This is a genomic window from Pantoea sp. JZ29 (assembly GCF_035190385.1).
Lineage (GTDB): Bacteria > Pseudomonadota > Gammaproteobacteria > Enterobacterales > Enterobacteriaceae > Pantoea > Pantoea stewartii.
The window spans coordinates 2782818-2808013 of sequence record NZ_CP045241.1 but is presented as its reverse complement, the minus strand read 5'-3'; the positions used below and the strand labels follow the sequence as shown (position 1 = coordinate 2808013).

The window sequence follows — 25196 nt, the reverse complement described above, 5'->3', positions numbered from 1 at the left end:
GTATAAAACCGCACAATAGCGTAAATCGTGGTTAGACCAGCCGGGATTTTGTTGCATCTTTTTCAACATTTTATACACTACGAAAACCATCGCGAAAGCGAGTTTTGATAGGAAATTAAATAGTATGAGCGATATCGAACAACGCGTTAAGAAAATCATCAGTGAGCAGCTGGGTGTGAAAGAGGAAGAAGTGACCAACTCTGCATCTTTCGTAGAAGACCTGGGTGCCGATTCTCTTGATACCGTTGAGCTGGTAATGGCTCTGGAAGAAGAGTTTGATACTGAAATTCCAGACGAAGAAGCTGAGAAAATCACTACCGTTCAGGCAGCGATCGACTATATCAATAGCCACAAAGGCTAATGAATATCTTCAGGCGGTCAATTGACCGCCTGAGTTTTATGTTTGCCCCACAATAGTCATTTTTTTCCCTCCCTGGAGGACGAACGTGTCTAAGCGTCGTGTAGTTGTGACTGGTCTTGGCATGTTGTCTCCTGTCGGCAATACCGTAGAGTCTACCTGGAGTGCTCTCCTTGCCGGTCAGAGCGGCATTAACCTGATCGACCATTTTGATACCAGCGCCTATGCAACACGCTTTGCAGGTCTGGTAAGAGATTTCAATTGCGATGACTTTATTTCCCGTAAAGATCAACGCAAGATGGATGACTTCATTCAGTACGGCATCGTGGCAGGCATTCAGGCCATGCAGGACAGCGGTCTTGAAGTGACCGAGGAAAATGCAGGCCGGATTGGCGCGGCAATTGGTTCGGGCATTGGTGGTTTGGGTCTGATTGAAGAAAACCATACCTCGCTGGTGAACGGCGGTCCGCGTAAAATCAGCCCTTTCTTCGTGCCTTCCACAATCGTCAATATGGTGGCGGGACATCTCACCATCATGTATGGCCTGAAAGGCCCCAGCATTTCCATTGCGACCGCCTGTACTTCTGGCGTTCACAACATTGGTCATGCGGCACGTATCATCGCCTATAACGATGCTGACGTGATGCTGGCAGGTGGCGCGGAAAAAGCCAGTACACCATTGGGTGTAGGTGGGTTTGGCGCGGCGCGTGCACTGTCTACACGTAACGACAACCCACAGGCGGCAAGCCGTCCATGGGATAAAGACCGTGATGGTTTTGTACTGGGCGACGGCGCGGGCATTATCGTACTGGAAGAGTACGAGCATGCTAAGAAGCGTGGCGCTAAAATCTACGCGGAAATCGTGGGCTTTGGGATGAGCAGCGATGCCTATCACATGACCTCGCCACCGGAAGACGGCTCTGGCGCAGCCGCAGCGATGATCAATGCGCTGCGTGATGCACAGATGACGCCTGACAGGATCGGTTACGTCAACGCGCATGGCACGTCAACGCCAGCAGGCGATAAAGCCGAAGCGCAGGCGGTGAAATCAGTGTTTGGTGAGGCTGCCAGCAAGGTTATGGTCAGCTCAACTAAGTCGATGACCGGCCATTTACTGGGTGCGGCAGGCGCGGTTGAATCGATCTATTCGATTCTGGCGCTGCGCGATCAGGCGGTTCCACCGACCCTGAACCTGGATAACCCGGACGAAGGTTGCGATCTTGATTTCGTTCCTCACACTGCACGTCAGGTGTCTGGACTGGAATATACGCTGTGTAACTCTTTCGGTTTCGGTGGCACTAACGGTTCACTGATTTTCCGTAAAATCTAAACCTGGCGTTTATGATTGCTTAAAAGGCCCGCTATGCGGGCCTTTTTTCTGTCCAGCGACGAAGAGAAACCGATAAAATCACCGTCATGACAACCACGATATCGATACGGGAGACGCGGTAATGTGGATTAACGGCATCGAACAATCTCATCTCACGGCCCGCGATCGCGCCGTACAATTTGGCGATGGCTGCTTTACCACGGCCGCTATCATCAAGGGCAATATCGCGCTGTTTGACTGGCATATTCAGCGGCTACAGCAAAGCTGCGAACGCCTGTGGTTACAGAATGTTGACTGGCAGGCTCTGGCGGGGGAAATGCTGCAGGCGGCCTCGGGCCATGACAGCGCGGTGCTTAAAGTCATTATCAGCGCAGGCAGTGGGGGACGCGGTTACAGTCGTGCGGGCTGTAGCGGGCCGACGCGCATTGTCTCGGTCTCTGACTGGCCCGGACACTATGCTGCGTTAGAAAATACCGGTGTCAGGCTGGTGGTCAGTCCGGTCCGGCTGGCACGCAACCCCCAGTTTGCCGGGCTAAAACATCTCAACCGGCTTGAACAGGTGATGATTCGTGCCCATCTTGAGCAGACAGACGCGGATGAAGCCCTGGTGCTTGACACCGAAGGTTGGGTGGTGGAATGCTGTGCGGCCAATTTATTCTGGCGGAGCGGCAACACGATCTTTACGCCCCGGCTGGATCAGGCTGGCGTTGACGGCATTATGCGGCAGAATCTGATAGCGCAAATACGTGCAGCAGGACAGAGTTGTCAGGTGGTGCAGGCGACGCTGGCGGCGCTGTTAGCCGCAGACGAAATTGTCATCTGTAATACGCTCATGCCCGTCTTGCCCGTTCGACAACTTGATGCGGTGACCTTTCATCAACGCACATTGTTTAACCAGCTACAGGCAAGCTGTAAAACGATAATGGAAGCAGAATGAGTCGAAGCAAAAAAATTATTGCGGGTGTGCTGGCAGTGCTGCTGGCGGCCGCAGGCGTCAGCTACTGGCAGGTGAAGCAACTTGCTGCCAGCCGTCTGACCCTTTCCCAGGAAACGATTTACACGCTGCCCGCCGGGACGGGCCGTGTGGCGTTAGAAGCCCAGATGGAAAGTCAGCATATTATTCCCCACAGCATCTGGTTTGGCGCGTTGCTTAAGTTTGAGCCTGAACTGGCAAAATTCAAAGCCGGGACCTATCGTCTGGAACCGTCAATGACGGTGCGCGAGCTACTGGCGTTGCTGGCCAGCGGCAAAGAGGCCCAGTTCCCGCTGCGCTTTGTAGAAGGACAACGCCTGCAGGAGTGGCTGAGTGAATTACGCCAGGCACCCTATGTAAAACATACGTTGCCTGATGATAAGTATGCCACCGTGGCAAAGGCGCTCAGGCTGGATGAAAATCAGCTGGAAGGGAGCTTCTGTCCGGATACCTATCTGTATACCGCCAATACAACGGATATTGCGTTGCTGACGCGTGCGCATCAGCGAATGCAAAAGATGGTTGATGAAGTCTGGCAAGGCCGCATGGACAACCTGCCCTACAAGAATGAGCAGGAGATGGTGACGATGGCGTCGATCATTGAAAAAGAGACGGGCGTCAGCGAAGAGCGGGCGAAAGTGGCCTCTGTGTTTATTAACCGACTGCGGACGGGCATGCGTCTGCAGACCGATCCGACCGTGATTTACGGTATGGGCGCAGCCTACAATGGCACGCTGACGCGCAAAGATCTGGAAACAGCGACGCCGTACAATACCTATATCATCAGTGGTTTGCCGCCAGGCCCGATTGCGATGCCGGGTAAGGCCTCATTGATTGCCGCCGCCCATCCGGAAAAGACCAATTACCTCTATTTTGTGGCGGATGGCAAAGGTGGACATACGTTCACGACCAATCTTGCCAGCCATAACAAGGCCGTCCAGGCTTACCGGCTTGCGTTAAAGGAAAAAAATGGACAGTAAGTTTATTGTGATTGAAGGCCTGGAAGGCGCGGGAAAAACCACGGCCCGTGAGGCCATTGTGGCAACGTTACAGGCAAACGGGATTGAAGACATCGTCTTTACCCGTGAACCCGGTGGTACGCCGCTGGCTGAACAGCTCCGTATTCTGGTGAAGCAGGGCATTGAGGGCGAGCAGGTGACCGATAAAGCGGAACTGTTAATGCTGTACGCCGCCCGTGTCCAGCTGGTCGAAACCGTGATTAAACCGGCCCTTGCGCGCGGCGCCTGGGTGGTGGGCGATCGGCATGATCTCTCCTCTCAGGCTTACCAGGGCGGCGGCCGTGGGGTTGATGCCGAATTGATGCGTACATTGCGTGATACGGTGCTGGGGGATTTTCGTCCTGACCTGACGTTGTATCTGGATGTCACACCGGAAACAGGATTACAACGTGCCCGCGCTCGTGGTGTGCTGGATCGCATTGAGCAGGAGTCACTGCGCTTTTTCGAACGCACGCGTGACCGCTACCTGGCCCTGGCGGCGGAAGATGCGACGATTCGGACAATCGATGCGACGCAGCCTCTGGAACAGGTGACCACCGCGCTGCAATCCACATTGTCTGCCTGGCTGGCGGAACAGCGGGCATGAACTGGTATCCCTGGCTAAACCAGCCTTACCGGCAGGTGATTGCACAGCACCAGGCGGATCGCGCGCATCACGCGCTGCTGGTGAATGCCATGGAAGGCATGGGCGATGATGCCCTGGTGTGGGGAATGAGCCGCTGGCTGATGTGTCAGCGCCGCGACGGACTGAAAAGCTGCGGTCACTGTCATGGCTGTCAACTGATGCAGGCAAACACGCATCCTGACTGGTACCGGCTGGAAGCCGAAAAAGGCAAAGCCACGCTCGGCATTGATGCCGTGCGCCAGGTGACGGAAAAAATGTACCACCACGCACAGCAGGGCGGGGCTAAAGTCGTTTGGCTACCCGATGCGTCGCAGCTCAGTGATGCGGCAGCGAACGCCTTGCTGAAAACCCTTGAAGAACCGCCGGCAAACAGCTGGTTCTTTCTGAGCAGTCGTGAACCTTCGCGTTTGCTGGCGACGCTGCGCAGCCGCTGTATGGTGTTAACGCTGGCACCGCCAGACGAAGCCCACAGTCTGGCATGGCTCAGAAAGCAGGGAGCGTATGACGAGTCACACTTACTGGCTGCGCTGCGCCTGAGTGCGGGCGCGCCCGGTGCCGCCCTGGCGCTGCTGGATGAGCGAGCATGGCAGGCAAGGCAGGCACTCTGTGATGCCCTTGCCAGCGCCCTGCAACAGGACATCCTGCAACTGCTTCCAGTACTGAATACTGATAACCCAGGCACGCGCATAGGCTGGCTGCTGGCGTTGATACTGGATGCCATCAAGTGGCAGCAGGGTGCGACACAGTGGCTGACCAATGTGGATCGTCAGGATGTAGTGGTGATGCTGGCGCAGCATTTCTCGCAAACGGCGCTGAACAACAGCGCTCAGGACTGGATGCGCTGCCGCGAAACGCTGTCAGAGGTTGCGGCAGTGAATCGTGAACTTTTGTTAACTGACAGGCTACTGAGCTGGGCGGACAACCTGAAGCCCGCAGTACCCGGCTGACTGAGAAAACTATGTTTATTGTTGATTCCCACTGCCATCTTGATGGCCTTGACTATGAAAAAAACCATCAGGATCTTGATGACGTGATCGCCAAAGCGGCAGCGCGCGACGTCAGGTTTATGCTGGCGATTGCCACAACGTTACCTGGCTTTAGCACGTTAAAGGCGCTGGTAGGCGGTCGCGAAAATATCGCACTCTCCTGCGGTGTACATCCGCTTAATCAGGAGGAACCTTACGATGTCGACGAATTCCGTCGGCTGGCCGCCGATCCACAGGTGGTGGCCTTGGGTGAAACCGGACTGGATTATTATTACCAGCAGGAAACCAAAGCGCAGCAGCAGCACTCGTTTCGCGAGCATATCCGTACCGGGATCGCGCTGAACAAGCCGATCATCGTGCACACGCGTGATGCGCGTGAAGATACCCTGGCGATTCTGCGTGAAGAACAGGTTGAACGCTGCGGCGGTGTACTACACTGTTTTACGGAAGATCAGGCGACAGCGGCGAAGCTGCTGGATATGGGGTTCTACATTTCTTTCTCAGGGATCGTGACGTTCCGCAATGCTGAGCAGATACGCGAGGCGGCACGCTATGTTCCCCTTGATCGTATTCTGGTTGAAACCGATTCGCCCTATCTGGCACCTGTACCTTATCGCGGCAAGGAGAATCAACCGGCCTATACACGCGATGTGGCCGACTATCTGGCGGTACTGAAAGGCGTGGATATCGAGACGCTGGCGGCAACCACCACGCAGAATTTCTCCACGCTTTTCCATATCCCCATGAGCCGCCTCGGCGCCTGACAGTTAGTTTATTTCAGGCTTTGTAATAAATACGAAATATCCGCTGCTGACTCTGTTTTTGTCCAACAGAGTCAGAGGATTTCGCTGAAAAAATAGGCGGTTATGCACGTATGTTTACTCGTCTGAGCGCTCTGGTTTGCGAAACGTGATAGCCGTCAAAGTAACGAGGCATAATTTATTTTACCCTTCGTAATAAATCAAAATGGCGGATAACGCCAACCGGTAAAGAACCTCCCTCTTTACCACGCGCACTGCGCGAAAAACGCACTCATACTCAGGAGTTTCACGTTATGTTCAAAAACGCTTTTGCCAACTTACAAAAGGTTGGTAAATCGCTCATGCTGCCGGTGTCGGTTCTGCCTATCGCCGGTATTTTATTAGGAGTAGGTTCCGCCAATTTCAGCTGGTTACCTGTGGTCGTCTCACATGTTATGGCGGAAGCGGGCGGCTCGGTCTTTGCGAATATGCCGTTGATTTTTGCCATCGGTGTTGCGCTGGGCTTCACCAATAACGATGGCGTTTCGGCCCTGGCGGCGGTAGTGGCTTATGGCATCATGGTGAAAACCATGGCCGTGGTGGCACCGTTAGTGCTGCATCTGCCTGCGGCAGAAATTGAGGCCAAACACCTGGCGGACACCGGTGTGCTGGGCGGTATCATTGCCGGCTCCATCGCGGCTTACATGTTCAACCGCTTCTATCGCATCAAGCTGCCTGAGTATCTGGGCTTTTTTGCGGGCAAGCGCTTTGTGCCGATTATTTCCGGTCTGGCGGCTATCGCGATGGGCCTGGTACTGTCATTTATCTGGCCGCCGGTCGGTTCAGCGATTCAGGATTTCTCACAGTGGGCAGCCTATCAGAACCCTGTGGTCGCTTTTGGTATTTACGGCGTGGTTGAACGTGCGCTGGTGCCATTTGGTCTGCACCACATCTGGAACGTCCCTTTCCAGATGCAGATTGGTGAATATACCAATGCGGCAGGTCAGGTCTTCCACGGCGATATTCCGCGCTATATGGCGGGTGACCCAACCGCAGGTAAACTGTCGGGTGGCTTCCTGTTTAAGATGTATGGCTTGCCTGCGGCCGCCATTGCGATTTGGCATTCGGCAAAACCCGAAAACCGGGCGAAAGTGGGCGGCATCATGATTTCGGCTGCACTGACCTCGTTCCTGACCGGGATTACCGAGCCGATCGAATTCTCGTTCATGTTCGTTGCGCCTGTCCTGTATGTCATCCATGCGATCCTGGCCGGTCTGGCGTTCCCGATTTGTATTCTGCTCGGCATGCGTGATGGCACCAGCTTCTCTCACGGACTGATCGACTTTATCGTTCTGAGTGGTAACAGCAGCAAAATCTGGCTGTTCCCGATCATCGGGATGATTTATGCGGCGGTTTACTACACCGTGTTCCGTGTGCTGATCGTTAAGCTGGATCTGAAAACGCCAGGCCGTGAAGACAGCGCCAGCGAGCAGTCGTCATCAGCAACCGGCACCGAAATGGCGGGCAAACTGGTTACGGCGTTTGGCGGTAAAGATAACATTACCAACCTGGATGCCTGTATTACCCGTCTGCGCGTCAGCGTGGCGGATGTCAGCAAGGTCGATCAAACAGAACTGAAAAACCTGGGTGCACGCGGTGTGGTCGTGGCAGGTTCAGGGGTTCAGGCCATTTTCGGCACCAAATCTGATAACCTGAAAACCGATATGGATGACTATATCCGTAAAATGTAACAGGCCGTAGCGTACGTTTTTGCCTTTCATAAACAGCGTTGAGTTCCGACTCAACGCTGTTTTTTTATGGCATGACATAACGGCATGACGGCGATAACCTGTTTTGGGCTGGCTTTAGCTGGCCTGACGCGTCACAAATTTAGAGGTCGTCTGCAACAGCAGATCGGACAACCGTTGCAGCTGAGCTGTGGCCGCCGCCGTTTCTTCAACCAGTGCCGCATTCTGCTGCGTATCGCTGTCCATCTGCGCTACGGCAATGCCGACCTGTTTCACGCCGGTACTCTGCTCATGGCTTCCGGTGCTGATTTCGGCAACCAGATCGTTAACGCGATGAATCTCTTTCACCACCGCCTTCATGGTCTCGCCCGCCACGCTGACATTATTCACCCCGGTTGCTACCCGCGAGTGGCTCTCCGTAATCAACGCTTTGATTTCCTGAGCCGCCACGGCACTGCGTTGTGCCAGACTGCGAACCTCACCGGCTACCACAGCAAAACCCCGTCCCTGATCGCCCGCCCGGGCCGCTTCGACCGCCGCGTTAAGCGCCAGGATATTGGTCTGAAAAGCAATGCCGTCAATCACGCTAATGATTTCACCTATCCGGCTGCTGCTGTCCTGGATAGCGTGCATGGTCTCTTCTACATCCGAGACGGACTGGCCGCCGCTGGCCACAATCTGAAACGCGTGTTTGACGACATCATTGGCCACCCGCGCATTATCTGCATTGCTCTGTACTGCCGAAGAGAGCTGTTCCATTGAGGCGCTGGTTTCTTCCAGTGCAGATGCCTGAGACTCGGTACGGCGTGACAAATCCTGCGTGCCGTTGGCGATTTCTGCGGAGGATTTTGCCACCTGCTCAGCGGCGTCCTGAACTTCACTGATCAGATCGCGGATGTGCTGACGCATCACAGACAACTGAAAAATCAGGCTGGAGGTATCACCGGGTTTTGTTTCGTTGTGCCCGTGAAGGTCACCGCGCGCAATCAGTCCCGCCATGTGGACCGCCACTTCCGGTTCCGCCCCCAGTTGCTTCATGACGGAGATAAAAATCAGCGTACCGAGTACGCCGCCGGCGAGGAAGGTCAGACCGATTAACAGAATGAGCGTGAACGAGGTACTGTCTATGTGGGAAACATTGTCATCAATGACCTGATGCACAGAGGCGTTGTAAATCTTCACGGCCTCCAGCAGCGGATCTCTGACAGCGACGTGCAGGCGGTCGGTCTGAGTGGCAATTTCCTTCAGGGCGCCCGGAATGTCGTTATTGTTCGCCAGCGCATAAACCCGCTGCATAGAGGCCAGATAGTCCGGCCAGGCCTGCAACACTTTTTGCGTAATCGCGACCAACGCGGGATCCTGGGACTGTTTCAGAAAATCCACTGCGGTCTGGACCGACTGCTGTGATTTTTGGTTAAATTTTATCGTATTTTGACGGGATTCGGCCGCGGTGACGTTGCCACCCGGAAAAACATACGCATAGCCCCGACGAAAGTGGGTCGCCATTTCGCGGGCCGCCACGTTCATCATCTGAACCGGCTCAAGCCGCGATGTGTATAACTGCTGTTCTGACGTCGCCAGTGTTCTGAGAGAATGAAGACAGATAACGGCAATAATGACCATGGCGATGAGGAAAAAAGCGGTGAGAAAAATCAGTCGGTGTGACAGTTTAACGCGTTGTAAGAATCGCATAATTAACATCCTGTTTAACGGTTAATTGTAATCGTTTTCATTCAGGCACGTTATTGCGCATCAAGATTTAACGGCCTGAAGCGGTGTAAAACGCGACGGGCTCGGGATCAAACTAATCCGACACGTTATTTATAGTTTCGGCAAGAAATGATGGGGCTTTAATGATCAAATGTTGCAACCTTTTGCTGTCACCCCCGCTCAGTAATGCAGGGACTTAAGCAACGCCCGTCACGCTGTGGATGAGCCGACTGTTGGGGTCAACAGTGCGTAGAGCAGAAAGGGCTGTTGTTGCACGGAAAGACAGCGGGTGATATCCGTCAACCCGGCCAGGACAGCAGGGGAGCGGAGACTGTGGCAACGACCCAACGTTTGCAGGGCTACTGCGCGTGAAAACCAGAGATACGTGATCGTTTCATTACCCGGCAGGTCGCAGGAAAGGAGACGACACTGACTGTGGGGTGATAAAAATGGAAAGGCCCGTTTCGTGTCCTTACAAGGGCGGAAATGCGTTAAACACCGCCACTTAATGTAAGAAAGAGCGGCGCGAGGTTGAAAGAAAACGAATTTCTCCCGCATACTGAGAGATTATCTACCCAGGCTAAAGGAACTGCTCTCTATGGCTGAAGAAACGATTTTCAGTAAAATCATCCGTCGCGAAATTCCCGCCGACGTGGTTTATCAGGATGAACTCGTCACGGCGTTTCGCGATATCTCGCCTAAAGCCCCCACGCACATCCTGATTGTCCCTAACATTCTTATCCCGACCGCCAACGATGTTGAGGCGGCACATGAGCAGGCGCTTGGCCGGATGTTCACGGCGGCGGCGAAGATTGCGCGTGAAGAAGGGATTGATAAAGAGGGTTATCGCCTGATCGTCAACTGCAATCAGCACGGTGGTCAGGAAGTTTACCATATTCATATGCATCTGGTAGGCGGTAAACCGCTTGGTCCGATGCTGTCACATTGATCCCTGAAGGGGACCTTGCTATGCGTTCATGGCTGACAGGACTGGCCGTTTTGCTGAGTCTGACCGGTTGCAGTAGTGATAAACCGATGATCAATACGTCTCAGTCGCTGGTGATGGAATCATCCGTGCTTTCAGCGGGCATTATTACCGATGAGCCCACGCTGGATGACCACGACGGTCAGAAACGTGCCAGCAGCATACTCTACAATCAGCGTGAAATGCCGGTTGTGGTGCACTATCGTTATTACTGGTACGACGATAAAGGGCTGGAAATAACGCCGCGTGAACCCGCGCAGATTGTCACGGTGCCGCCTGACGGCAGCGTCGCTGCGGTGTCGCAACTGGGTAACCTGACGGCCAGCAAGGTTCGTCTCTATATCTATCTCTGAGGACTGTTACGTGATTCGCAGTGTTAATCGTACTGGCGCACTGATGATGGCGCTTATTCTTTCGGGCTGTGTGTTGAAACAGCAGCAGCCTGCCCCCGTGGAACAGCAAACTCAGCCCGAGGAGCAGACTCAGCCCGTTCCTCAGCCTGAGCCGCAGCCGGTTCCTCAGCCTCAACCCGTTCCGCAGCCGCCAAAGCTGGTGACAATTAACTGGGATGCCACCGTACAGCCGCTGGTCGCCCAAATGGTGCGTGCCGCAACTGTGCAGCCGGGCAGCGTGCTGTTGGTTGATCGTATCAAAAACAACACTAACGGTTCACTCCAGTCGGAGAAGGCAACCAGTGCCATTCAGACGGCGCTGAACAACAATGGTAAGTTCAGCCTGGTGTCGCCGGAGCAGCTGGCGCAGGCCAAACAGGCGCTGGGGCTTTCGCCGGACGACAGTCTTAACTCACGCAGTAAAGCGATTGGCCTGGCGCGTAACGTTAACGCCCAGTATGTGCTTTACAGCACGGCGAAGGGTGACGTCAAAACGCCGACCATCCAGATGCAGCTCATGCTGGTGCAGACGGGCGAAATTATCTGGTCGGGCAACGGTGTCGCCCAGAATTAATGCCGCTTTTTTACAGCTGATTCAGGCTACAACGGGTGAACAGCCGGGCAACCTGACCTCACTCGCGGGCTTAACCGGGCAGAGTTGTCGCATCCTGACCGCACAGGGACGCTATCTTCTCCGCCCGGCACCGCATCCCGCGATACCGTTCGTTAATCGCCAGCGCGAGCACCGTGTGTTGCGCAAGTTGCAGCCCAGCGGGCTGGTGAACGCGCCGCTGGCGGGTAACCGCCATGGCCTTATCCTGCCCTGGCAGGAAGGTGAGGTGCTGGATGAGGCGGGTTTTCGTGCACAGCGGTACGAGGTGATTACGCTCCTCCAGCGGCTTCATCACCAGCCGCTGACCGGTTATCGTGTCGTGCTGTTACCCCTGCTGTGGCAATACTGGCAGCAGTGCCAGCAGCGTCAGTATTGCTGGCTGCGCCAGCTAAAACGGCTGACAGAGCAGGGTGAGCCGCGTCCGTTGCGCCTTGCCCCGCTGCATATGGATGTTCATCCTGCCAACCTGATCCAGTCATCGCAGGGGCTGCATCTTATCGACTGGGAATATGCCGCGGACGGGGATGTGGCGCTGGAGCTGGCCGCCGTCTGTTTAGCCGTGCCGGATCAGCAAACGGGTTGGCTAACCGACTATGCTGAGCGGATGCAGTTACCGCTGGCTTCACTTCAGCGTCAGGTTCGTCGCTGGCAACCATGGCTGCACCTGCTAGTGGCCAGCTGGTATCAACTGCGCGCAGAACAGAGTGGCGATGCCCAATTACAACAGCTGGCTCAACAGAGCTGGTCACAGATTTAACGGCTTTGCGCAGAGGCGCAGAGAGACAGGATACAGGTTATGACAACACGTTTTCCCGGCCCACTCATGCTGGACGTTGAGCGTTTCGAGCTGGATGCCGAAGAGCGCGACATACTGCGCCATCCGCTGGTAGGTGGCGTGATTCTTTTTGCCCGCAATTACCACGATCCGGCGCAACTGGCCGAGCTGGTCCGTCAGATCCGCGCCGCGTCGCACACTCGTCTGGTTGTGGCCGTCGATCAGGAAGGTGGGCGGGTACAGCGTTTTCGTGACGGCTTCACCACACTACCGGCGATGCAGTCATTTGCTGCGCTCCACGATATGAGCACGGCAGGGGAGTTGGCCCAGCAGGCAGGCTGGCAGATGGCCGCCGAAATGATAGCGATGGATATCGACATCAGCTTTGCGCCGGTGCTGGATATCGGCCACATCAGTGCGGCCATTGGCGACCGCTCATTTCACGCGGATCCGCAGATCGCTCTCGCGATAGCGCGCCGCTTTATTGCCGGTATGCATGAGGCGGGAATGAAGACGACCGGTAAGCATTTCCCCGGTCATGGTGCGGTCAGCGCAGATTCCCATAAAGAAACCCCGCGTGACAATCGCCGTGAAGCCGAGGTGCGCGAGCACGATATGGCCATTTTCCGTACGCTGATTCATGAACAGGCGCTGGATGCCATTATGCCTGCCCATGTGATCTACAGCGAAGCGGACCCGCTTCCTGCCAGCGGATCACCCTACTGGCTGAAAACGGTGTTACGCCAGGAACTGGGCTTTAAGGGCGTGATTTTCTCTGACGATCTCTCCATGGAAGGTGCCGCCGTGATGGGCAGCTATGCGGAGCGTGCGCAGCAGTCACTGTCTGCCGGTTGTGACATGGTTCTGGTTTGTAACGATCGCAAGGGCGCCGTCAGTGTCATAGATAATTTGACCCTGATCGAAGCGGAGCCTGTCATGCAGTTGTATCATCGTGGAACCCTGAGCCGGGAGAGCCTGAAAGCGAGTCGCCGCTGGAAAGACAATGCGCAGCAGCTCAGTGCGCTACAGGCGCGCTGGCTGGCACATAAAGCCGCGTTATAGCCATCAGGTTGCCCGGCGCGAAAGCCATAGAGGATAAACATGATTATTTATCTGCACGGTTTTGACGCGACGAGCCCGGGCAACCACGAAAAAGTGTTGCAACTGCAGTTTATCGATCCTGATGTCAGACTCATCAGTTACAGCACCCGTCATCCTAAACATGACATGCAATTTCTGCTGAAAGAAACGGATAAGATGCTGGGCCTCAGTGATGATCCCCGTCCGCTGATCTGCGGAGTCGGCTTAGGAGGCTACTGGTCCGAGCGTATTGGTTTTTTATGCGGTATCCGTCAGGTCCTGTTTAATCCCAACCTCTTTCCCTTCAAGACCATGGAAGGCAGGATTGATCGTCCTGAAGAGTACCTGGATATAGCCACCAAGTGCGTCAGCGATTTTCGCGAGCGTAATCGTGACCGCTGCCTGACCATTTTAGCGCGTCATGATGAGGCGCTTGACAGCCAGCGCACCGCAACGCTGCTCCAGCCTTATTACCCCCTTATCTGGGACGAAAGCGAAAGCCATAAGTTCAGGAATCTCTCGCCCCATCTCCAGCGAATCAACGCCTTCAAAACCACCGTGTAACACAACGCGGCAACCGCACGATGCCGGGCTTTATGCCAGGAACAGTCTGCTAAATTTGATGTACATCAATTTTCTGAGGCCCATCCGGGGCCGTCATGGTATTCTGCCTTCAGATAGCGATGTTATGTCGCCAACCCTATGTTTATTAAGGTTTAATTTAACCATTGATTAACTTTTGGTTCACAATTTGAGGGGGTCCTTGTTGACTGCATCTGTTAAGAAAATTGTTATTGTTGGCGGCGGTGCCGGCGGGCTGGAAATGGCCACGCAACTGGGCCACAAGCTGGGGCGTAAAAAGAAAGCCGAGATTATTCTGGTCGATCGCAACCACAGTCACTTGTGGAAGCCGCTGCTGCATGAAGTCGCTACCGGATCGATGGATGAAGGGATTGATGCGCTGAGTTATCTGGCGCATGCCCGTAATCACGGTTTCCAGTTCCAGCTGGGTTCGCTCACTAACATCAACCGCGAAAAGAAAGTGATTCAGCTGGCCGAAGTGGTCAATGCGCAGGGGGGCGTATTAGTGCCCGAGCGCGAACTGGCCTACGACACGCTGGTGATGGCGCTGGGCAGTACCTCAAACGACTTTGGGACGCCGGGCGTCAAAGATCACTGCATTTTTCTCGATAACCCGCAACAGGCTCGCCGTTTCCATAACGAAATGCTCAACCTGTTCCTGAAATTCTCGGCCAGTGAAGGGGCGCTGGAGAAGGTCAATATCGCCATCGTCGGGGGCGGAGCAACAGGCGTTGAGCTGTCGGCGGAGCTGCATAATGCCGTAAAGCAACTGCACAGCTATGGCTATAAGGCGCTCGACAGTGAAGCGCTGAACGTAACGCTGGTGGAAGCGGGCGAACGTATCCTGCCGGCCTTACCACCGCGTATTTCGGCTGCGGCCCATCAGGAACTGTCAAAGCTGGGTGTTCGCGTGCTGACACAAACGATGGTCACCAGCGCAGATAAGCAGGGCCTGCACACGAAGAGCGGCGAATTTATCGAAGCCGATTTAATGGTCTGGGCAGCGGGCATCAAAGCGCCTGATTTTATGAAAGGCATTGGTGGACTGGAAACGAATCGCATTAATCAACTGGTGGTCAAAGACACGCTGCAAACCACGCTGGATGAGGATATCTACGCTATCGGCGACTGCGCATCCTGTGCCTTGCCGGGTGGCGGATTCGTACCACCGCGTGCGCAGTCAGCTCACCAGATGGCTTCCTGTGCGCTGGATAACATCCTGCTGCAGTACCGGGGGAAGCCGTTGAAAGCCTACGTCTATAAAGACCACGGCTCGCTGGTGTCGCTGTCGCGCTTTAGTACGGTAGGAAGCCTGATGGGCAACCTGATGCGTGGCTCTATGATGATTGAAGGGCGCATCGCCCGTGTTGTCTATATCTCCCTGTACCGCATGCATCAGGTCGCCCTGCATGGCTATATCAAAACTGGCCTGATGATGGTGGTGGGGAGCCTGAACCGGGTGATTCGCCCCCGGCTGAAACTGCACTAAGAGTACGGGGCGGATTCGCCTGACTTCGCCACCGGTGCTGTTCCGGTGGCGAAACCCGCGCACGATTTTACGCTGTCATTTCTGTTCAGAACTCTCCGAAAACGTGGTAGTACCACTGTTGGCGCGATTTTCTTCCCAAATTCCGATATTGCAAAAGCTTTACATCTGTAAAACTTATCTCAACCAAACGGCGAGTCGCGCACGCCGGTTCTGCCAGTGCTGTGAGGGATATCCAGCGGCAGGAATGCGCGGTAACACTTTCAGGAGGAACTTCCTGTGAATAAATCAATGTTAGCGGGTATCGGTATTGGCGTGGCAGCGGCACTGGGTGTTGCCGCCGTAGCAAGCATTAACGTGTTTGACCGCGGTCCTCAATACGCACAGGTGCTGTCAGCAACACCAATAAAAGAATCTATCAAACAACCGCGTCAGGAATGTCGTAACGTGACGCTGACGCATCGTCGTCCGGTTCAGGATGAAAACCGTATCGCCGGTTCAGTACTGGGTGCGGTAGCGGGCGGTGTGCTGGGTCATCAGTTTGGCGGCGGTCGCGGACGCGATGTCGCAACGGTAGCCGGTGCGCTGGCAGGTGGTTATGCCGGTAACCAGGTTCAGGGCGGCCTGCAGGATCGTGATACCTACACGACGTCTGAACAGCGTTGCAGAACCGTATACGACAAACAAGAAAAGATGCTGGGTTATGACGTAACCTACAAGATCGGCGACCAGCAGGGTAAAATCCGTATGGAAAACGATCCGGGTACGCGTATTCCGGTTGACCGTAACGGACAATTGATCCTGAACGGCGACAAGGCTTAAGGGCAAAGCTTGCCGCATTGCGGTCACACAGCACACATAACAAAAATGATAAGCGCATCTCCGGATGCGCTTTTTTTTGCTTATCCGAACGCTAAAGCGCGCAACCGAACGATAGCCTCTTCCAGGCTGCTCGCCGTGCGTGGCTGACCTTATGCATCAGATCCCCGCTGCCCGGTAAATATGGCTGCGTTAAAGCGGCGGCGTCAGGCTGACATTTTCATTCACGTGATTCACAGACAGTCACGTCAGGACAGTTTTTGTAACACATTACTTGCTGGATTTTTACATATTTATAACAAAGTGCACAGTCAGGGAAAGAGCATTACGCTTAATTACTCTTTCTTATCAAATGCATTGAGAAAGCAGGCTAACCGTTGATAACAAAACCGGTTTGCTTCGGTGCAAAAGTAAAAGGGAGCAGTTCAATGCGTGATAACACCTCAGTCGAGCACAGCACGGTGCGCAAGATGGCATGGCGGCTGATGCCGCTGTTTACGGTAGGCTATTTTCTGGCGTCCCTGGACCGCGTCAACGTCGGCTTTGCGGCATTACAAATGAATGGCGACATCGGCTTATCCGCTGCCGCATACGGCCTGGGTGCAGGGCTGTTTTTCTTTGCCTACTGCCTTTTCGCCGTGCCCTGCAATATGATAATGACAAAAGTGGGCGCAACCCGCTGGCTGTCTGCCGTCATGATTGCATGGGGATTGCTGGCGGCGGGCATGTCAATGGCGCAGGGCCCGGTATCTTTTTATCTTCTCCGGTTTTTACTGGGGATTGCGGAAGCCGGCTTTTTCCCGGGCGTCATTTATTACTTTACGCTTTGTTTTCCCAAACGTTATCGCGGACAAATGGTGGCCATCCTGATGATGGCGCTGCCGGTGTCCAGCGTGCTGGGTTCACCGCTGTCCGCCGCACTGCTTAATTTCGATGGCCTGATGAACCTGCGTGGCTGGCATTGGTTATTTATCCTTGAAGGTGCGCCGGCTGTCGCGCTGGGCTTCCTGACTTTTCTGATGTTGCCGAAGCAGCCTCTGGAGGCTAAATGGCTGAGCCCGCAGGAAAGCAGCTGGTTACGTCATACGATGGCAGAAGAGCAGAAAAGTACCGCCCCGACAACTCCGCGCGTCAGCCTGTTCGCCACGTTGTTCAGTCCGCGCGTGCTGCTGCTGACGCTTATTTATCTGGGCGGAACCGCCGTTACCAATGGTCTGGCATTATGGCAACCTCAAATCATTAAAACCTTTAACCTGAGCGTTATTCAGATTGGCTTAGTCAATGCCATTCCGTTCGCGGTGGCGAGCCTGGCCATGTATCTGTGGGGACGTCACTCTGACCAGACAGGCGAGCGTCGTCTGCACACCGCTTTTCCGTTATTGCTGGGAGCGACCGGTCTTGCGGCCAGCATGTATGTTACTCATCTCTGGCCGATGCTGATGGTGCTATGCCTGACCATTACCGCAGCGTCAATGATTAAGGGCCCGTTCTGGGCGATGGCAACCGAGATGATCCCCGCCAGCGCGGCGGCTGTGGTCATCGGGCAAATCAATGCCCTTAATAATCTGGGCGTGTTTGTGGGCACCTGGCTAATCGGCTTAATTCGCACCAGCACGGGGAGTTTTACCTATGCGCTGACGCCCCTGATGCTGGTCACGTCCTGTGCCTGCCTTGGCGCGCTGTTGATTGGCCGACGTCAGTCACCGTGTGATCCGCATAAAAAGCCTGTCTGACACCACGGCATGAATGCACGCTCCTGATGAAAAGCGTGGCAGCGGAAACAGGCGCATGATACGCACTTCTCAGCCAACCATAAAAAAAGCCGCCGTAAGGCGGCTTGTCAGCTGCATGAATGCAAAACGATAAGCGAGTTTAAGACGCGACCTGATTTTCCAGTAACTGGTTCATAAATGACTGCACCCAGTCCATGCGCACCTTTCGTTCCGTCAGCTCACGGGTAAAGCGTAACCGTGTCGGACCTTCCAGTTTCCACTGCTTTGCATCTTTCTGCAGCAGACCAATGAGCCAGGCCGGATCGACACTGTTCTGCGGAGCAAAATCAAAATAACCGCCTTTGTCGCTGGCTTCAATTTTGCGCACGCCCACCGCTCGCGCTTTCATGCGCAGCACGGCGATGTCCAGCAGATTACGCGCCGGATCGGGTAACAGACCGAAGCGATCGATCATTTCCACCTTCAGCTCCTGCAACTCCTCTTCCGTTTCGGCACTGGCTACGCGTTTATACAGCGATAAACGGGTATTCACGTCCGGAATAAAGTCTTCCGGCAGCAGGGCAGGCATACGCAGTTCCACTTCGGTCTGGTTACTGGTGAGATCTTCCAGCGAAGGCTCGCGACCGGCTTTCAATGCATCGACCGCATTTTCCAGCAGTTCCATGTACAGCGAGAAGCCCAGGGTTTCCATCTGACCACTTTGCTCTTCACCCAGCAGTTCACCGGCACCCCGAATTTCGAGATCGTGCGTAGCCAGCGCAAAGCCTGCCCCCAGATCTTCCAGGGAGGCGATGGCTTCCAGACGTTTTTGCGCGTCGGTCGTCATGGCTTTGGGATGTGGGGTCAGCAGCCAGGCATAAGCCTGATGGTGCGACCGGCCCACGCGACCACGCAACTGATGTAGCTGTGCCAGCCCGAAGTGATCGGCCCGTTCAATAATGATGGTATTCGCCGTCGGAATATCAATGCCGGTTTCGATGATGGTGGTACATACCAGAACATTGAAACGCTGATGATGGAAGTCATTCATCACCCGTTCCAGATCGCGTTCGCGCATCTGTCCGTGACCAATGGCAATGCGCGCTTCCGGCACCAGTTCCGCCAGCCGCTGCGAGGCTTTCTCGATATTTTCGACATCGTTATACAGGTAATAGACCTGACCACCGCGCAAAATTTCACGCAAAATGGCTTCGCGAATCACTAAGTCGTCGTATTCCCGTACAAAGGTTTTTACCGCCAGACGACGCGCGGGTGGCGTGGCGATGATGGACAGGTCGCGCATCCCGCTCATGGCCATATTCAGCGTACGGGGAATCGGCGTGGCGGTCAGCGTAAGGATATCCACATCGGCGCGCATCGCCTTGATGCGCTCTTTATGACGCACGCCAAAGCGGTGTTCTTCATCGACGATCAGTAAGCCCAGATCGTGCCACTTAATGTCGCTCATCAACAGCTTGTGAGTGCCAATCAGCACATCAATTTTGCCTTCGCTGGCCTCCTGCAAAATCTGATTCTGCTCTTTGGCGCTACGGAAGCGTGACAGCATTTCGATGCGCACCGGCCAGTTAGCGAAGCGGTCACGGAAATTATCGAAATGCTGCTGAGCCAGCAGGGTGGTGGGAACCAGCACCGCCACCTGCTTGTTGTTCTCCACCGCCAGGAAGGCCGCGCGCATGGCAACTTCGGTTTTACCAAAGCCCACATCACCGCACACCAGACGATCCATGGCCAGCGGCTGGCACATGTCACTTAACACGGCATTGATGGCCTGGGTTTGATCGGGTGTGGTTTCAAACGGAAAACTTTCGCAGAACAGTTGATACTGCTCACGGTCATGTTTGAAGGCAAAACCGGCCTTGGCGGCACGCTGAGCATAGATATCCAGCAGTTCAGCGGCCACGTCGCGCACTTTCTCCGCCGCTTTCTGCCGCGCGCGCGACCAGGCATCGCTGCCCAGTTTATGCAGCGGTGCATTTTCGTCGGCACCGCCGGCATAACGACTGATAAGATGCAGGGAGGAAACCGGGACGTACAACTTGGCGTCATTGGCATAGGAGAGCATCAAATACTCTGCCTGAATGCCGCCGGCTTCCAGCGTGGTCAGGCCGATGTAGCGCCCGACGCCGTGTTCAAGGTGCACCACAGGCTGGCCTGGATGCAGTTCCGCCAGGTTGCGAATCAGGATGTCTGGATTAATGGTGCGGCGCGTATCCTGGCGGCGGCGGCTGATGCGTTCGCCCAGCAAATCGCTTTCACAGATGAAAGCCAGCTTCCCCTGTGTATCCACAAAGCCACGCTCGCTGGCACCGATCATCAGACCATACTGTGCCTCACGGGCCTCGCGCAGATGACGAATGGGTTTCGGCCGTACTTTAATGCGCGCCAGCAACTCCTGCAGGCTTTCACGGCGGCCTTCGCTTTCCACAGAAAACACCACGTCGCCGGTAAACTGTTCCAGGAACTGACGTAAATGATCCAGCGGCGCTTTCGCCTGCGCCTGAACGGACAGATCGGGCAGGGATTCATAGCCCAGGTTGGTATTGGCGGCCCTGGCCGGCAGCACCTCATGGGTCATACGGATACGCGGCCAGGCTTTGAGTTCCCCCATTAAGGCATCCGGGCGCAGCCACAGCGTGGTCGGCTCCAGCAGCGGGCGCATGGGATCGACACGGCGGTTTTCGTAACGCGCATTCGCATCCTGCCAGAAGCGCTCGGCACTGCCTTCCAGATCGCCACAGTTCACGATCAACGTGTTGTCAGGCAGATAGCTAAACAGCGACGGTAACGGCTGGTCGAAGAACAGCGGTTGCCAGTATTCAATACCGGCCGGCAGGGTGCCTTTGCTCACCTGCTGATAAATATGCTCTGCCTCACGGCGCACATCAAAGTTTTCACGCCAGCGGCTACGGAACAGTTCAATGGCTGTTTTATCGCTGGGAAATTCATGGGCCGGCAGCAAATTAATGGCGGGAACGGCTTCCAGCGTTCGCTGGCTGTCGACATCAAACAGGCGCAGGCTGTCGATCTCGTCATCAAAAAAATCGATACGGTAGGGCTGATCACTGCCCATCGGGAACAGATCGAGCAGGGCGCCGCGTGTGGCGTACTCGCCGTGCTCCATCACCTGATCGACATGGCGATAGCCGGCCTGTTCAAGCTGGTCGCGCAGGCGGTCGCGTGACAGTTTCTGGCCCTGCTGCATCACCAGCGCATGACCGTGCAGGTAGCTGTGAGGACAAACACGCTGCATCAGCGTGTTGACCGGCATAATCAGCATGCCGCGTTGCAGCGTGGGCAACTGATACAGGGTGGACAGACGTGCCGAGATAATATCCTGGTGGGGTGAGAAGCTGTCATAAGGCAGCGTTTCCCAGTCCGCAAGGTGGGTAACAGGTAAATCGGTAAACTGACGAATCTCGTCCAGCAGACGCAGAGCGGTTTGCGTATCGGGTGTAATCATTAACACCGGACCTGCATGGCGCTCAGTGATGCTGGCACACTCAACCGCGTGCGCAGCGCCAGTCAGCTGACCGAGCAGGCGTTGGTCGCCTGATTTCACGGGCAGGGTATAGCGAGTCGGTTCGGACATGTGATCTCGAGGTTGCTCCATTTTTACCAGGGCGTCATCATTCCATAATACGCCATGGGGATCACCTCTGCGGCAGATTTTTTCTGCCGCTTCGCCTGAAGCAGGCGATGCAGAAGGGTTGCTGTGTGTAAATCTTTTTTGCGAACAGGGCTCGCAGGAAAGTGAATCGGGTACATCAGAGTCACGGTCATAGCCGTCACCGCTTTACCCGAATAAGTATACCGATGTGGGGCGTGAATGATCGTACGATAAACATCATCTTTGTGGCGTAATCCTGTGCATCAAACCGTCTGCTAACCTATTCTGATACAACTTTGCAGCAGACTCAGAGGGTTAGAGGTTTCATAAAGTGCACAGCTCCTTTATCATCCTCTCTACTTATTTTCCAGCAACTGCACATTGGATACCATGTATCAACCTGTCGCGCTATTTATCGGTCTGCGCTACATGCGCGGAAGAGCAGCGGATCGTTTCGGTCGCTTTGTCTCCTGGCTCTCCACCATTGGTATCACGCTTGGCGTGCTGGCCATGATTACTGTGCTGTCTGTGATGAACGGTTTCGAGCGCGAGCTTGAGGGCAACATCCTGGGCCTGATGCCACAGGCGCTGATCACCAGCAACACGGGCAGCATCAATCCGCAGCAATTCCCTGCCTCTGCACTCAAGCTCAACGGCGTTGACCGCATCGCGCCGCTGACCACCGGTAATGTGGTGCTGCAAAGTGCACACAACGTCTCAGTCGGGGTGATGCTGGGGATCCAGCCGGACGAAAAGGATCCCCTGACGCCTTTTCTCGTTAACACGCCGCAAAGCGTGTTACAGCCCGGTCAGTATAACGTCATCCTGGGCGAACAACTGGCCTCGCAGTTGGGCGTGAAACGGGGTGATCAGATCCGCCTGATGGTGCCGTCCGTCAGCCAGTTCACGCCCATGGGGCGCGTGCCGAGCCAGCGCCTGTTTACCGTGGCGGGCACGTATGCGGCTAACAGCGAAGTTGATGGCTATCAGATTCTGGTTAACCAGCAGGATGCGTCGCGCATTATGCGCTATCCCGCGGGCAATATTACCGGCTGGCGTCTGTGGCTGGATAAGCCGCTTGAGGTTGACAGCGTGAGCCAACAGGCTCTGCCCGCGGGCATGGTCTGGAAAGACTGGCGCGAACGCAAAGGGGATTTATTCCAGGCCGTGCGTATGGAGAAAAACATGATGGGGCTGCTACTGAGCCTGATCATTGCCGTTGCGGCCTTCAATATCATCACCTCGCTGGGCCTGCTGATCATGGAGAAGCAAGGTGAAGTGGCCATTCTACAAACCCAGGGATTAACCCGCCGTCAGATTGTCGCCGTTTTTATGGTGCAGGGTGCCAGTGCCGGGATTATTGGCACGTTGCTCGGGGCGCTGCTTGGCGTCCTGTTAGCCAGCCAGCTTAATAACCTGATGCCGGTCATTGGCCTGTTTTTGGACGGTGCCGCGCTGCCTGTGGATATTAATCTGTGGCAGGTGGTGACTATCGCCTTCAGCGCAATGGTGATTGCGCTGCTTTCTACGCTTTACCCTTCATGGCGCGCTGCCGCCGTACAACCCGCTGAGGCTTTACGCTATGAGTAACTCTCCTTTGTTGCAGTGCCGCGACCTGTGCAAACGCTATCAGGAAGGCAGCGTACAGACCGACGTACTGCGCAACGTGAATTTTGATGTGCAACCTGGTGAACTGATGGCGATTGTCGGCAGTTCAGGATCAGGAAAAAGTACCCTGCTGCACCTGCTGGGCGGGCTGGATACGCCCACTGCGGGCGATGTGGTGTTTGACGGACGTTCGCTGAACAGCATGTCTTCTTCTGATAAGGCCGAACTGCGTAACCGCGAACTGGGCTTTATCTACCAGTTTCACCACCTGCTGCCCGACTTTAGCGCGCTGGAAAACGTCGCGATGCCGCTGCTGATTGGCAAAACCGCTAAAGGCGAAGCCCAGGCACGCGCGCGGGAAATGCTGGCCGCCGTCGGGCTGGAACACCGCGCCGCCCATCGTCCGTCTGAACTGTCTGGTGGTGAGCGTCAGCGCGTGGCGATTGCCCGTGCGCTGGTGAATCGTCCCCGCCTGGTCATGGCTGATGAGCCCACCGGTAACCTGGATGCCCGCAATGCGGATGCCATTTTTGAACTGCTGGGGGAGCTGAATGTGCGTCAGGGCACGGCGTTTCTGGTGGTCACCCACGATCTGCATCTGGCAAAACGCATGACGCGTCAGATGGAAATGCGCGACGGCCAGCTCAGCGATCAGATTATCCTGGCGGGAGCGGTCTGATGGGATCGTCGCTATCACTGTTACTGGGGCTGCGTTTTAGCCGTGGCCGTCGTCGCGGCGGCATGGTGTCGCTGATCTCGGTGATTTCCACCGTGGGCATTGCACTCGGCGTTGCGGTGCTGATCATTGGCCTGAGCGCCATGAACGGCTTCGAGCGTGAGCTGAATAAACGCATTCTTGCCGTGGTCCCGCACGGTGAAATCGAAGCCGTTAATCAGCCTTTTCAGCGCTGGCAGTCATTGATCGCGCCGATTGAGCAGGTGCCCGGCATCGCGGCTGCCGCGCCCTATGTCAACTTTACCGGCCTGATTGAAAGTGGCGCGAAGATGGAAGCGTTGCAGGTGAAAGGCGTGGATCCGGCACAGGAGCCACGGCTGAGTGCCTTACCTTCTTTTGTCACCGACAATGCCTGGTCATCCTTTGCGGCAGGGAAACAACAAATCATCCTCGGTGGTGGTATCGCAAAGGCGCTCAACGTGAAGCAGGGCGACTGGATCACCATCATGATCCCGAACAACGACGGTGAGAATAAGCTCCTGCAACCCAAACGTATTCGCCTGCAGGTGAGCGGTATTCTGCAACTGAGCGGAATGCTGGATCACAGCCTGGCTCTGGTGCCGCTGGCGGACGCGCAGCAGTATCTGGATATGGGTGACAGCGTGACCGGCATCGCGCTGAAGATGAACGATCCCTTCCAGGCGGCCAAACTGGTGCGCGCGGCGGGTGAAGTGACGCACGCTTACGTGTATATCAAAAGCTGGATTGGCACCTACGGTTATATGTACCGCGATATCCAGATGATTCGCGCCATCATGTACCTGGCCATGGTGCTGGTGATCGGCGTCGCCTGTTTCAACATTGTGTCGACACTGGTGATGGCCGTTAAAGACAAGAGCAGTGATATCGCCGTTCTGCGGACGCTGGGCGCAAAAGATGGCCTGATTCGGGCAATTTTTATCTGGTACGGCCTGCTGGCAGGCCTGCTGGGCAGCGTGAGCGGCGTGGTGGTCGGTGTACTGGTGGCGCTGAATCTGACATCGCTGATGAAAGGTCTTGAAACGCTGACCGGTCACCATTTGTTAGCCGGCGATATCTACTTCATCGACTTCCTGCCGTCTGAATTGCACTGGCTGGACGTGTTTTCAGTACTGATTACCGCTATTGTGCTAAGCCTGCTGGCAAGTTGGTATCCCGCACGGCGCGCCAGCCGCATCGATCCGGCGCGTGTCCTGAGTGGACAGTAGTCGTACCAGACAGCGCCGTTCATGCTGCGCTGTCGGCCCTGTTCTTTAGATTGTCGGGCCAACTGGCCCAAACTTTGTTGATTGACCTGCGGACGTTTTACTCA

General features: G+C 55.3%; 22 protein-coding genes. 20 read left to right on the top strand and 2 right to left on the bottom strand.

Annotated features, from left to right (window positions below; translation table 11 throughout):
* Nucleotides 1-124 precede the first annotated feature (124 nt).
* The 8 genes from acpP (at nt 125) to ptsG (ending at nt 7782) form a co-directional block, all read left to right on the top strand.
* Nucleotides 125-361, top strand: a complete 237-nt coding sequence (gene acpP / locus GC090_RS13040; RefSeq protein WP_003849865.1) for an acyl carrier protein — start codon at nt 125-127, stop codon at nt 359-361.
* A gap of 85 nt (nt 362-446) precedes the next feature.
* Nucleotides 447-1688, top strand: a complete 1242-nt coding sequence (gene fabF, locus GC090_RS13035; protein WP_033737555.1) for a beta-ketoacyl-ACP synthase II — start codon at nt 447-449, stop codon at nt 1686-1688.
* A 121-nt stretch (nt 1689-1809) separates the two neighbouring features.
* Nucleotides 1810-2625, top strand: a complete 816-nt coding sequence (gene pabC, locus GC090_RS13030) for an aminodeoxychorismate lyase (RefSeq protein WP_039341093.1) — start codon at nt 1810-1812, stop codon at nt 2623-2625.
* Nucleotides 2622-3641 (top strand): cell division protein YceG, encoded by a 1020-nt coding sequence (yceG, locus tag GC090_RS13025; protein ID WP_324020031.1) that lies wholly within the window; start codon nt 2622-2624, stop codon nt 3639-3641. The genes pabC and yceG overlap by 4 nt, the downstream gene beginning before the upstream one ends.
* On the top strand, nt 3631-4266 hold the full coding sequence (gene tmk / locus GC090_RS13020) for a dTMP kinase (RefSeq protein WP_324020029.1): 636 nt from the start codon (nt 3631-3633) through the stop codon (nt 4264-4266). The genes yceG and tmk overlap by 11 nt, the downstream gene beginning before the upstream one ends.
* Nucleotides 4263-5252: a DNA polymerase III subunit delta' gene (gene holB / locus GC090_RS13015; protein ID WP_324020027.1), complete on the top strand. Its 990-nt coding sequence runs from the start codon at nt 4263-4265 to the stop codon at nt 5250-5252. Before tmk ends, holB begins: the two co-directional genes overlap by 4 nt.
* A gap of 11 nt (nt 5253-5263) precedes the next feature.
* Complete coding sequence (locus GC090_RS13010) at nt 5264-6055, top strand: metal-dependent hydrolase (protein ID WP_039341084.1); 792 nt, start codon at nt 5264-5266, stop codon at nt 6053-6055.
* A 290-nt stretch (nt 6056-6345) separates the two neighbouring features.
* Nucleotides 6346-7782 (top strand): PTS glucose transporter subunit IIBC, encoded by a 1437-nt coding sequence (gene ptsG, locus GC090_RS13005; RefSeq protein ID WP_006118840.1) that lies wholly within the window; start codon nt 6346-6348, stop codon nt 7780-7782.
* 114 nt (nt 7783-7896) lie between these two features.
* Here ptsG and GC090_RS13000 read toward each other — a convergent pair whose 3' ends face one another.
* Nucleotides 7897-9471, bottom strand: coding sequence for a methyl-accepting chemotaxis protein (locus GC090_RS13000; protein WP_039341081.1), 1575 nt, complete (start codon nt 9469-9471; stop codon nt 7897-7899).
* A 616-nt stretch (nt 9472-10087) separates the two neighbouring features.
* Between GC090_RS13000 and hinT the strand changes: the two genes are divergently transcribed.
* From hinT to GC090_RS12955, 9 genes are all read left to right on the top strand, one after another.
* The gene (gene hinT / locus GC090_RS12995; RefSeq protein ID WP_006118842.1) at nt 10088-10438 is read left to right on the top strand and encodes a purine nucleoside phosphoramidase; all 351 of its coding nucleotides are present in this window, start codon (nt 10088-10090) and stop codon (nt 10436-10438) included.
* Nucleotides 10439-10458: 20 nt separating this feature from the next.
* Nucleotides 10459-10827 carry a YcfL family putative periplasmic lipoprotein gene (locus GC090_RS12990; protein ID WP_039341077.1) on the top strand — a complete coding sequence of 123 codons (369 nt, stop codon included), beginning with the start codon at nt 10459-10461 and terminating at the stop codon, nt 10825-10827.
* A gap of 10 nt (nt 10828-10837) precedes the next feature.
* Nucleotides 10838-11440, top strand: coding sequence for a penicillin-binding protein activator LpoB (gene lpoB, locus GC090_RS12985; RefSeq protein ID WP_039341074.1), 603 nt, complete (start codon nt 10838-10840; stop codon nt 11438-11440).
* A complete protein-coding gene (thiK, locus tag GC090_RS12980; protein WP_039341071.1) occupies nt 11424-12236 on the top strand; it encodes a thiamine kinase in 813 nt (270 codons plus the stop codon). The genes lpoB and thiK overlap by 17 nt, the downstream gene beginning before the upstream one ends.
* Nucleotides 12237-12275: 39 nt before the next feature.
* The gene (gene nagZ, locus GC090_RS12975; RefSeq protein WP_039341068.1) at nt 12276-13316 is read left to right on the top strand and encodes a beta-N-acetylhexosaminidase; all 1041 of its coding nucleotides are present in this window, start codon (nt 12276-12278) and stop codon (nt 13314-13316) included.
* Nucleotides 13317-13355: 39 nt separating this feature from the next.
* Nucleotides 13356-13898 carry an alpha/beta hydrolase YcfP gene (gene ycfP / locus GC090_RS12970; RefSeq protein ID WP_324020025.1) on the top strand — a complete coding sequence of 181 codons (543 nt, stop codon included), beginning with the start codon at nt 13356-13358 and terminating at the stop codon, nt 13896-13898.
* A 202-nt stretch (nt 13899-14100) separates the two neighbouring features.
* Nucleotides 14101-15405 carry an NAD(P)/FAD-dependent oxidoreductase gene (locus GC090_RS12965; protein WP_324020023.1) on the top strand — a complete coding sequence of 435 codons (1305 nt, stop codon included), beginning with the start codon at nt 14101-14103 and terminating at the stop codon, nt 15403-15405.
* A 276-nt stretch (nt 15406-15681) separates the two neighbouring features.
* Nucleotides 15682-16224 (top strand): glycine zipper 2TM domain-containing protein, encoded by a 543-nt coding sequence (locus tag GC090_RS12960; protein WP_033737545.1) that lies wholly within the window; start codon nt 15682-15684, stop codon nt 16222-16224.
* Between the two features lie 425 nt (nt 16225-16649).
* A complete protein-coding gene (locus GC090_RS12955) occupies nt 16650-17954 on the top strand; it encodes an MFS transporter (RefSeq protein ID WP_039341061.1) in 1305 nt (434 codons plus the stop codon).
* A gap of 139 nt (nt 17955-18093) precedes the next feature.
* Here GC090_RS12955 and mfd read toward each other — a convergent pair whose 3' ends face one another.
* Nucleotides 18094-21543 (bottom strand): transcription-repair coupling factor, encoded by a 3450-nt coding sequence (gene mfd, locus GC090_RS12950; protein ID WP_324020020.1) that lies wholly within the window; start codon nt 21541-21543, stop codon nt 18094-18096.
* A 408-nt stretch (nt 21544-21951) separates the two neighbouring features.
* On the opposite strand from mfd, the gene lolC reads away from it, so the two are divergent.
* The 3 genes from lolC to lolE are packed head-to-tail and all read left to right on the top strand — an operon-like array spanning nt 21952 to nt 25092.
* Entirely contained in the window at nt 21952-23151 is a 1200-nt protein-coding gene (gene lolC / locus GC090_RS12945; protein WP_033737765.1) for a lipoprotein-releasing ABC transporter permease subunit LolC, read from the top strand.
* Nucleotides 23144-23848 carry a lipoprotein-releasing ABC transporter ATP-binding protein LolD gene (gene lolD / locus GC090_RS12940; RefSeq protein WP_033737542.1) on the top strand — a complete coding sequence of 235 codons (705 nt, stop codon included), beginning with the start codon at nt 23144-23146 and terminating at the stop codon, nt 23846-23848. Before lolC ends, lolD begins: the two co-directional genes overlap by 8 nt.
* On the top strand, nt 23848-25092 hold the full coding sequence (gene lolE / locus GC090_RS12935; protein WP_033737541.1) for a lipoprotein-releasing ABC transporter permease subunit LolE: 1245 nt from the start codon (nt 23848-23850) through the stop codon (nt 25090-25092). The genes lolD and lolE overlap by 1 nt, the downstream gene beginning before the upstream one ends.
* Nucleotides 25093-25196: the final 104 nt, after the last annotated feature.